Consider the following 9,278-nt stretch of genomic DNA (forward strand, 5'->3'; position numbering starts at 1 on the left):
TAAGTGGTGGGTTACTGCTGACCGAGGGCTTTTGCGATTGCTGTCATACACCCTCCTAAACTATTTCATCAGTCCATATTCATAATTGATATTGTTAAGGCTTTCCCTGTCTGACTCTATGTAGTAATCCCATGTCTCTTGGTCTTTATGCTCTCTGACCAACTGCCAGTGCCAGCCTATTTTTGATTTAACTCTGCGAACTTTTCTTATCACAGTTTCATCGCAATCAAATATGACGCCATAGCCACTACCAAGCTTGCTACGCAGTACGCCAAGCTCAACACTAACAACTCTAAATAATTTCGGCATGGGTAGCTTTTCATTGTGGAAATCATCTATTGTCATACTCCCTCCGTTATTAACTAAGCACGATGCTAATCATCAAGCTTGAGTTTTTGAATTAAGTTACTCACCGCGGTATCTACTGCTTCCTGATCGATGGTGTCGAATAGCTTGTTGCGTGCTTCTTCCGCTTTATCAAAGCTTTCCTCGTCATCGTCGTCGTAATCTATCCATAATCCAAAGTCGACATCGAAAATTTTCTCAGGCCAGCAATACTGCACTCCGACTTTTTGCTCATCTATTTCATGGACTTTCTTAACTAAAATCTGACGCCCATGTGACTCAAATTCCTTAAACCATATTTCCATCTCTATCTCCTATCTATTAATCAACTCACCAAGATGGCATTTGCTTTCTTGCCTTTCTTATCTGGCGCCTTGTTGGTTTAACTGCATAACTGAAACACTCGCCATAATCAAAGTTTGAAAATACAATCGTCCATCTATCTTTGGTTCTAGCCATACAGCTTTCGTGATAAGCAATGTCCATATCAAATCTCATGAATTACTCCTATTAATCAACTCACCACAGCCCACAGAATGGACTGTAATTAGTTAACTAAAGCATTCCTTTTTTTCTTAACTGATTTGCTTTATCTCCACTCATAGCAATTCCATGACCTTGCTGAATGCCAAGCCCTCCAACACTTAACGAGGTGTCAGGATACAAGTCACTACACATGCCCGATCCAGAGCATAATTCAGCTTTAGGCTCTTCACTTTCCAAGGTAACAAATGCCCTTCTAACTCTATGACCTAATTCTAAAATATCATCACTAGTTAATTTAAAATTGCGTCGATAACTATCAACTAGCATGGTTGATAAAGCCGCACGAGCCGATTCTTGAGACGCTTCTGTTAAATCTTCAAATTTCATCTTACTTCTCCTATTTATCTCGCCGTAACCCCGAACTCACTGCTCGGCTGTTTTGTTTTAACTCCTGAAAATACTGCTACATTAGGTAAGCAACAGTTATCTCCACTTGGATAATGCTTTGTTGGTTTGAGAGAGAGAACAGGGCGTTCTGGTTTCTCAACGCCAAATATTGAATCCCATATTTCTTCCACTGAGCGACTTGGAGTTTTTATCTCTTCACGTTTACGAGCTAGGAACTCAGCCCTGCGCTCATATCTACGTTGAGAGTAATTACTTCTTTCAATGACTTTTATCGTTGCCATATTTGCCTCCTAAGTGATCTTTGGTTGAGATTTATTGCTCACCAAAAACCACTCAGTGGTGATTCAAGAATGCCTGAATCATTTTTTCCTAATTGTTAAAGAACTAAATCCGTTTACCTTTGGCTCCTTGCCGTTGATGAGATAATAATATGCATTATGCGCAAATGCGTCAAGCGCATATTTGCATTTAAATAAATGCGTGAGAAGAATATTTCTTATTGCTTTGATATTTAAAAGGAATTTATTTTCAAATAAATCTCAGATTGGAATGCAGATCACTTCTTTGGAGGGGGGAGAGCACAAAAAAGCCCTCGCGTGGAGGGCTGATGGAAGGTTACTTTTTATTTGGGAGTTCTGGTTTTTTTAGTAGTTCTAATACCTCTATAGCTTTTTTGCTTTCAATTGCTTTTGCTTCAACTTTATCAGCTAAGTAATCCTTTAATCCGCCTGGTACATAATGATCGCGCAACCATTTTCTGAATTCGTGAAGAGCAGTCTCAGGATAAATATTGGCATCCACGGGTCCAGCCCTTCTTTGTGGGAACCATTCTGGGTAGACGTGAGGATATTTTAAAATCTCGCCATAAGTTTTTGTAAATTCATTCTTTTTCCAATAACGAGCCCATCTAGATCCAGCACTTATGTCTATAATATTTTTTTCATTTAACTCAAATCCTGCGCTAATCAAAGGAACTGTAATATCTACCATTTCCCTAAACACAGAAAAATACCCAGCAGGTATAGAGTCGTTTAATTTTATTCTATCTTGAAAGCACTTCCATGCTCCTACAACAGGGTTATCAGGATCTATTCCTACACTTTTAAATATGTAAGTACGAAGGGTTTGTCTAGCCATTAACCTATAGTTTCTGGCTGCTATAGTGTTATCACCTTGTGTGGCGTCAAATGCATAGTATTCTAGTATTGCCATGCATACAGCGTCAGGATATGCATGGGAATCCCAATTGCCACCTGTGCTTATAACTGTATACAACTTATCTGATTTATAATTATGTTCAGACAATATTTCTTTTATTTTTTTACCCCTTGGCTTAGTTTGTTCTTCCAGCCAATTAGTTGTTAGGGGTAACAGGGTTGTATGGTTCACTCCGCAGAGCTTTGCGAGACCTCGCAGAGATAAGAATGGGGAGCCATCATTCAGCACCCCCATATGCACGCCATTAACCTCAACCTCTTTCACGGGGAATAGTTGAATTTCAATCTGGTGGGCACTTCCAGTCATTTTTTACCTATCCTTATGATATACAAATGAAATTAATAACATCCTCTGTGTGGTCAGCTCAGGAAATAATGTGCCACACCCTAAAACGTGTCGTCAGGCCATTGTGACTACTCAACTAATGGAGGAACAAGGCTTAATTTTGTCTCACGCTCACAGCTATCAATATATTTTGTAGGCTTAACGATAGCCGATACATAATGCATGGTATCAACTTGCTCTGGCGATAGAGTGATAGGCTTATGTGAATTATTAATGCTTGTAAACTGATAGTCACCATCTCTCGTCTTGTTACAGATCTTAATCATGTTATGACCTTCAGTCGTACGCACAAAAACCTCATCACCAGATCTAACCCTAGTATTTGGCTCGACAACAACAAACTCACCAGATTGAATGCGAGGCCACATACTGTCACCCTTAACTTTTAATCCGTATGCGTCCTTATCATCGCTATATATCTTCAACCAGCCGTTGTGCTCCTCGATCATATCAACGGCACCATCAACACCTAAGAATGCCTCACCACGCACTTGAACCATTCCTGATGGTACTGCGCCGATATATTCGATTTCATCAGGCTGAGTTGTATTTTCTGAAAATAAATCAGCTACTGACACTCCGAGAGCTTCAGCTATTTTAACTAATGTATTTTCTGAGTAGCCTTGAATATTTCTTTCAAGGCGAGAGATATTACCCACATCGCTATTAATTGCGGTGGCCAACTGAAGGATAGTTAATCCCTTCTTTTTTCTTAAATCTCGAATTCTTGTTCCTATTTTCATACATTAATTCAACTTTATTTATGCGCACAACACAAAGCGTGTTGCGCATATTTTATTGTGTGTTAATATGCGTGTAGCGCATCAATAAGGAGTGTGATATGCAAACACCATTAAGGAAAGTTCGGCTTGAGCAGAAGCTGACAATATCCGAAGTAGCTAGCGCTATAAATTTTGATGTTGGAAATCTTTCTAGGTTAGAAAGAGGGATTCAGACAGCATCTTTGGATATAGCAGAAAAACTAGCAAATTTTTATCGCGGAAAAATAACTGAATTAGAAATTCTTTATCCGCAACGTTATCAGTAAGCATCATTCGTTCTTTAACATCACTAACTCGCTCTAGGCACTCTTGGGGCAAACAATCCGCTCATATGGAATGAGCCACGGATCATTACTGCTGTTCCCAATATGGGAAGTAATCTAAGAAGGAATTTAACAAATGGAATACGGAAACACATGCAAAACAGTTCGTGACAAACGAGCTATTGAATTTAGAACACGTCATTTAGTTAGTAACGCACTTCAAATATTGCGCGATGGGGATCAGCGAGAAATTGCACAAGCCACATCACGCTCAGACTCGACTATCTCAAGAAGAATCCAATCCATTGATGGTGTATGCGAAATGCTTGCTACACGTCGCGTAGTTGGTTTTGTCAGGGAAGGAGAGAAGGTTATCAGAGAATCAGACTACAAACTCTATTTAGAAAATATGGCTGAACTATCGAGATTAAAACTTCAAGTTCATGCATATGAAAAAGCCTCAATCGTTGGAGCGACTGAGGCCTTTAGAGAAGAACAATTAGGTCTGTTCAACTAACAAATACACTGTATCAATAACCAGTATTAAAGGGAAGCTGATTTTGAGCTTTCCTTTTGCTGATACAGCTTAGGAATAAGGGAATTATACCATGAAACAACGATTTAATCATAGTGCTGTGCATAAAAACAACGCTAGAGTTCGTGAATATCGTCTAGTCACTCAGGAGGGTGTTAAGTGTCTAAGAGCAATGCTTGAGGATGCAAAAATACGCACTGAACATCGTCAACAGGTACTAGGAGGTAAGAGCGATGAATAGCAATGTTGCATACGCTGACTTTGGTAATCAACGACGGCAAGAGAGGTCAACAGTGGCAAATCTTGAAGATGGTTACACAAGAATAGCCAACGACCTATTTGAAGCTGTTATGTGTGCAGATTTAACAGCGAGACAACTAAAAGTCGTTATGGCGATCATCAGAAAGACATACGGCTTCGGAAAAAAGTTAGACCGTATTACAAACACTCAAATAGCTGAAATGACAGGCATTCATCATACTCATGTTTGCAAAGCGAAGAATGAAATGATTGCTATGAATATTGTTATTTCATCAGGTAATAAAATTGGAATTAACAAAGATTTTACTGAGTGGAATTTCAATATTAGCCAAGTTAGCGAAACATTAGCTAAGTCGGCTAATAAAACATTAGCTAAAACGGCTAATTCACATAAGCCAAGTCAGCTAAACACAAAAGAAACTATTACAAAAGAAAAGAAAGAAAGTAATACACCCCTTACCCCTCACGAGGTGAAAGGGGGAGAATCAGTAAAACCTACCAAGAGAAAATCAACTCCAATTAACTACGATGAATATCTCAATGCCTACAACGAGGAGGTTGGTGACAGACTACCTCATGCTGTGGAAGCTAACGAGAAACGTAAAGCACGGATCAGGAAGATAATCAAAAACCTTGCAACGGCAAATGTTGATGGTTGGCGAGCCTACGTTAGAGCCTTTGTGCGAATGGCTAAGCCATTTTATTTTGGTGAAAACGACACAGGCTGGACGGCTGATATTGATTATCTGCTAAGAGAAACAACGTTGACGGGTGTTCGAGAAGGTAAATTTGCTGACAGGGGGTTTTAAGTGATCAATACGGAATTTGAAGCAAGTGTTATTGGCGGTTTGTTAATTTCAGGGTTAACACCTGATGCCTCGGATGTTTTAGCCACCTTAGAGCCTGAATCATTTTCAGTTAGGTTCTATCGAGAAGCCTATCAAGTTATTCAAAAACAAGCCAAGTCTCGCGGTGTCATCGATATGATGATGGTTGCTGAAGGAATGGGAAGTGAACACCTAGCAAACATCATTCAAACAGCCAAGGATTGCCCTAGCGCAGCCAATCTAAAAGGCTATGCCAAGATGGTGACCGATAATCACAATCGTAGAGCAATGATCCAGTTAATGGACTCTGTGCGAGGTGTGATTGAAAACGGAACTATTGAACAAGCCAGTGAAGCAATGGAGAGTTTTCTTGCTCAGGCATCTGATATGCATTCTTCGAAAGGTGATATCGCACCCGTCCATGTGTCATCGTTAATCGAAGATTACACGGAAGTTTTACAAGAACGTGTTAACAAAGGCGAGGAGTCGGACACACTAAAAACGGGGATCCGCGAATTAGATGAAATTATGGGAGGCATCAACCCTGTTGATTTGGTCATTATCGCCGCTCGACCAGGAATGGGTAAGACAGAAATTGCGCTGAAAATTACAGAAGGCGTTGCCTCTCAAAATGTTATCGGATCTGACACCAAAAAAGGCGTTTTAATTTTCTCCATGGAAATGGACTCCCAGCAAATCGTAGAGCGTCAGATTGCAGGATCCGCAAATCTATCTGTTAGCGCATTGAGAAACCCATCTCGTATGAGTGACGAAGATTGGGGAAGGGTATCTATGGGTGCAGGTAATTTACTTGGTCTGAATGTCTGGGTTGTCGATGCCAGCAAATTAACCGTTGAACAAATCACTGCAATTTCAACAAGACACAAGAAACGTCATCCCGAATTATCGTTGATCATGGTTGACTATTTAGGGCTGATTGAGAAGCCTCGCGCAGAGCGTAACGACTTGGCTATTGCCCATATTTCAGCAACGTTGAAAGGGCTAGCTAAAAACATCAGAACGCCCGTTATTTCACTAAGTCAGCTATCTCGTGATGTTGAAAAGAGACCGAACAAACGACCTACCAATGCGGATTTAAGAGACTCAGGAAGCGTAGAGCAAGATGCAGATAGCATCATCATGCTTTATCGCGATGCGGTCTATAACGAAAACTCTCCAGCAGCGGCTTACGCAGAAATAATTGTGACAAAAAACCGGTTTGGGAAATTGGGTACCGTCTATCAATTATTCAAAAATGGCCACTTTCTTGACACCGATCAGGCTCAAGCATCTAGCATCTGTCAGCAAAGTAGCAGACCACAACAAAGAAGATTTCAAGGAGCAAATGTATGAATTTAGAACAGTTAGATACGGATGATTTTATTGAAAGACTTGAAGTGTTGCGTTCTATTTTAAAAGTTGAAGGCAATCACTTTGTTTTCCAGTTAAGTGACAATGAAGTAGATCAATACGAAATATCCATCTCCTCATGTAACACCTCAGAAAAGTTGCTTTCATGGGTATTTCATTTGACTGAAAAGCAGTGAATGAATACTGAGTTACTACGTTATTTCATTCGTGTAGCAAGCGTTAAATCGAATATCAAAATTAACTAATCAAGTTCCTGCGGGGGAACAAGCAAGAGGATTTTTAGATGGAATGGAAAACGCTAAGAGGAGGCATCTAATGCAGGGAACTAATCCAACAGAGTTTGAAAAGTGGTATTCAAAAAAATCAGGTTACTCAATTGAGTTTCTAATAGCCTCCAGAAAAAGAACCCCAATAGGAACGTATTACCAGCAAGAATCAATTCAGAGCAGATATGAAGCGTTTATGGCAGGCAGAGTTAGCGCTCTAATGCCACTCCCACCAATGCCAGAGGGTGAATGATGGAATCACCACTCGCACGAATGATTAAGCAACAGGTATTCGATGCCAATGTCGACAGGCTTGTAGCGCTCAATGATGAGCAATGGGATTTCATACTGAATGACCAAGACAATGACGGAGCTTGGGCTGGAGGTCATTTTTTCGGTCACGATTATGATGAGTGGGAGATTTTAGTTGCCCACAATATCAAATATGTGAAAACAGGATTACGGGAGCCGTTGTTATGAACGAACTCAAGAAATGCCCGTTTTGTGGTGGACGTGGTGAATATCACTACTTCGAGGATTTGGGTCACTTGGTCATCTGCTCTAACACTATTTGCCCATCAAATAAGTTCGGATATGAAGATGCCGATGAGGCTAAGCAAGCATGGAACAGGAGAGCTAATGATGAATGAGCTAAAAAAGTGCCCTTTGTGTGGCAGTAAAGTTAAATGGTGTGGAGAGAACGAGCCTAACCCAGAAGATAACCACCTTTGTGATCATATCGAATGTACTAATGCTGATTGTGGCGCTGATTTCTCTTTTACCCACAATAACGATATTTACCCCGATAATTCTGATGACATGACACCAGAAGAATTAATGCAGATAGACCGTGATTATTCAGCGCAAAGGTTTAATAGGAGAGCTAACAGTGAGTGATAAGAAATGAGCATTTCAGCAATCACAACAATCAGATGTTTTTTTACCGGTCATAAATTCGAAAAGCAAGAAAACTGCTGTAATGACGGAACATATTTCTTTTGCTCTCGATGTGGCATGACACTGTGGAGATATAACATTAAATACAGGAGGTAACTTGGAAGCAGATTTTCTCTTCCACGAATCAACAAAAAATACCGCATGGCAACACCTCAAAGAAGTTCTAGCAACAAACCAACCACACCGAATCATTATCAAGCCTTGGAAAAACAAACGTTCATTATCTCAGAATTCACTCATGTGGATGTGGAACGATGACATATCTAAAGCAGTAAACAAAATTTCTACTGAGCATTTAAGCAAAGATGAGATACACGAGTATCTTAAGGAGCTTTTTTGTCCAGTGAAAACAATATCCGTGATGGGTGTAGTTCGTGAGGTTAAGTCCACAAAACTATTGGATGCTGATGAGATGACTTTTTATCTAAGGCGTGTGGAGGTGTGGTGCGTTGATCGTGGAATAAAAACAAGAATTCCTGAAAATTCCGATTACCACAGAAGGAGACTGGATAATGAGTGAGGTTGAAATCTGGAAAGATGTGCCAGGAATGGAACACAGATATCAGGTAAGTAATTTAGGCCGAGTAAAAAGTAAAGACATGGATGTTAGAACTTGTGGAAGAAAAAGGAATTTTACATACAGAAGAGTAAGAGGCAGGGTGCTTGGTCTTTGTAAAGGTGGGGAATACGACAGGCTAGCTGGACCAAAAGGCGATCACTTATTGGTGCATAGACTGGTTGCATTGGCATTCATACCAAACCCCGAAAATCTTCCAGTAGTAAATCATATTGATGGAAACAAGAAAAATAACCGAGTGGAAAATCTCGAATGGTGTACCTATGAAGAAAATAACAAACATGCATGGAGAACCGGATTATGTGACAAGCAAAAAAAGCCTGTTATATCAATTTCAAGGGAAGGGTTTGGACATTGGTACCCATCAATACAGTCAACAAGGTTCTATGGATGCAATCCATCACTAGTTCATAACGCAATCACTGGCAGACAGAAATCCCATAGGGGAATGGTATGGGACTATGCATCATGGAATTAAAAAGGAAGCAAGAAGAATGACAGATAACGTAAATAACCCACTACACTACGCATCAGGTGATATTGAGTGCATAGATGCCATAAAAGCCAGTATGACCAAGGAGGCGTTTCTAGGCTATCTCAAGGGCAATATCCAAAAGTACGTCTGGCGATACGAAAA

19 protein-coding genes are annotated in these 9,278 nt (G+C 40.2%); 12 read left to right on the forward strand and 7 right to left on the reverse strand.

The features are described 5' to 3' along the window. Nucleotides 1–60: 60 nt before the first annotated feature. From ABN256_RS17225 to ABN256_RS17250, 7 genes are all read right to left on the reverse strand, one after another. Nucleotides 61–345 (reverse strand): hypothetical protein, encoded by a 285-nt coding sequence (locus ABN256_RS17225; RefSeq protein WP_349439819.1) that lies wholly within the window; start codon nt 343–345, stop codon nt 61–63. 29 nt (nt 346–374) lie between these two features. Further along, nucleotides 375–650: a hypothetical protein gene (locus tag ABN256_RS17230; protein WP_071425887.1), complete on the reverse strand. Its 276-nt coding sequence runs from the start codon at nt 648–650 to the stop codon at nt 375–377. A gap of 25 nt (nt 651–675) precedes the next feature. Then, a complete protein-coding gene (locus tag ABN256_RS19270) occupies nt 676–843 on the reverse strand; it encodes a DUF7279 family protein (protein ID WP_502929705.1) in 168 nt (55 codons plus the stop codon). A gap of 57 nt (nt 844–900) precedes the next feature. Beyond that, nucleotides 901–1,218, reverse strand: coding sequence for a hypothetical protein (locus ABN256_RS17235; protein WP_349439821.1), 318 nt, complete (start codon nt 1,216–1,218; stop codon nt 901–903). Nucleotides 1,219–1,232: 14 nt separating this feature from the next. Further along, nucleotides 1,233–1,520: a hypothetical protein gene (locus ABN256_RS17240; RefSeq protein ID WP_349439822.1), complete on the reverse strand. Its 288-nt coding sequence runs from the start codon at nt 1,518–1,520 to the stop codon at nt 1,233–1,235. Between the two features lie 334 nt (nt 1,521–1,854). Continuing rightward, the gene (locus tag ABN256_RS17245) at nt 1,855–2,763 is read right to left on the reverse strand and encodes a BstA C-terminal domain-containing protein (protein WP_349439823.1); all 909 of its coding nucleotides are present in this window, start codon (nt 2,761–2,763) and stop codon (nt 1,855–1,857) included. A 107-nt stretch (nt 2,764–2,870) separates the two neighbouring features. Beyond that, nucleotides 2,871–3,545 (reverse strand): XRE family transcriptional regulator, encoded by a 675-nt coding sequence (locus tag ABN256_RS17250; protein ID WP_349439824.1) that lies wholly within the window; start codon nt 3,543–3,545, stop codon nt 2,871–2,873. Between the two features lie 98 nt (nt 3,546–3,643). Between ABN256_RS17250 and ABN256_RS17255 the strand changes: the two genes are divergently transcribed. The 12 genes from ABN256_RS17255 to ABN256_RS17310 form a co-directional block, all read left to right on the forward strand. Next, on the forward strand, nt 3,644–3,850 hold the full coding sequence (locus ABN256_RS17255) for a helix-turn-helix domain-containing protein (protein WP_109409553.1): 207 nt from the start codon (nt 3,644–3,646) through the stop codon (nt 3,848–3,850). 133 nt (nt 3,851–3,983) lie between these two features. After that, entirely contained in the window at nt 3,984–4,364 is a 381-nt protein-coding gene (locus tag ABN256_RS17260) for a hypothetical protein (RefSeq protein WP_196726030.1), read from the forward strand. A gap of 251 nt (nt 4,365–4,615) precedes the next feature. Next, nucleotides 4,616–5,452 (forward strand): replication protein, encoded by an 837-nt coding sequence (locus ABN256_RS17265; RefSeq protein ID WP_349439825.1) that lies wholly within the window; start codon nt 4,616–4,618, stop codon nt 5,450–5,452. A gap of 3 nt (nt 5,453–5,455) precedes the next feature. Beyond that, nucleotides 5,456–6,823 carry a replicative DNA helicase gene (locus tag ABN256_RS17270; protein WP_088207255.1) on the forward strand — a complete coding sequence of 456 codons (1,368 nt, stop codon included), beginning with the start codon at nt 5,456–5,458 and terminating at the stop codon, nt 6,821–6,823. Beyond that, nucleotides 6,820–7,017 carry a hypothetical protein gene (locus ABN256_RS17275; protein WP_349439826.1) on the forward strand — a complete coding sequence of 66 codons (198 nt, stop codon included), beginning with the start codon at nt 6,820–6,822 and terminating at the stop codon, nt 7,015–7,017. Before ABN256_RS17270 ends, ABN256_RS17275 begins: the two co-directional genes overlap by 4 nt. 112 nt (nt 7,018–7,129) lie before the next feature. Next, nucleotides 7,130–7,360 carry a hypothetical protein gene (locus ABN256_RS17280; RefSeq protein WP_349439828.1) on the forward strand — a complete coding sequence of 77 codons (231 nt, stop codon included), beginning with the start codon at nt 7,130–7,132 and terminating at the stop codon, nt 7,358–7,360. After that, nucleotides 7,360–7,587 (forward strand): hypothetical protein, encoded by a 228-nt coding sequence (locus tag ABN256_RS17285; RefSeq protein ID WP_241501526.1) that lies wholly within the window; start codon nt 7,360–7,362, stop codon nt 7,585–7,587. Before ABN256_RS17280 ends, ABN256_RS17285 begins: the two co-directional genes overlap by 1 nt. After that, the gene (locus tag ABN256_RS17290; RefSeq protein ID WP_004247733.1) at nt 7,584–7,757 is read left to right on the forward strand and encodes a Lar family restriction alleviation protein; all 174 of its coding nucleotides are present in this window, start codon (nt 7,584–7,586) and stop codon (nt 7,755–7,757) included. Before ABN256_RS17285 ends, ABN256_RS17290 begins: the two co-directional genes overlap by 4 nt. Next, entirely contained in the window at nt 7,747–8,004 is a 258-nt protein-coding gene (locus ABN256_RS17295; RefSeq protein WP_349439830.1) for a Lar family restriction alleviation protein, read from the forward strand. Before ABN256_RS17290 ends, ABN256_RS17295 begins: the two co-directional genes overlap by 11 nt. Before the next feature lie 157 nt (nt 8,005–8,161). Beyond that, the gene (locus tag ABN256_RS17300) at nt 8,162–8,584 is read left to right on the forward strand and encodes a recombination protein NinB (protein ID WP_161706233.1); all 423 of its coding nucleotides are present in this window, start codon (nt 8,162–8,164) and stop codon (nt 8,582–8,584) included. Then, nucleotides 8,577–9,119 carry an NUMOD4 motif-containing HNH endonuclease gene (locus ABN256_RS17305; protein WP_161706232.1) on the forward strand — a complete coding sequence of 181 codons (543 nt, stop codon included), beginning with the start codon at nt 8,577–8,579 and terminating at the stop codon, nt 9,117–9,119. The genes ABN256_RS17300 and ABN256_RS17305 overlap by 8 nt, the downstream gene beginning before the upstream one ends. Nucleotides 9,120–9,135: 16 nt before the next feature. Next, nucleotides 9,136–9,278, forward strand: a 143-nt coding sequence (locus ABN256_RS17310) for a DUF3310 domain-containing protein (RefSeq protein ID WP_349439832.1), incomplete at its 3' end; no start/stop codon positions are given.

Source organism: Proteus sp. fly-1008 (assembly GCF_040140305.1).
In the GTDB taxonomy this organism is placed as follows: Bacteria; Pseudomonadota; Gammaproteobacteria; order Enterobacterales; family Enterobacteriaceae; genus Proteus; species Proteus vulgaris_B.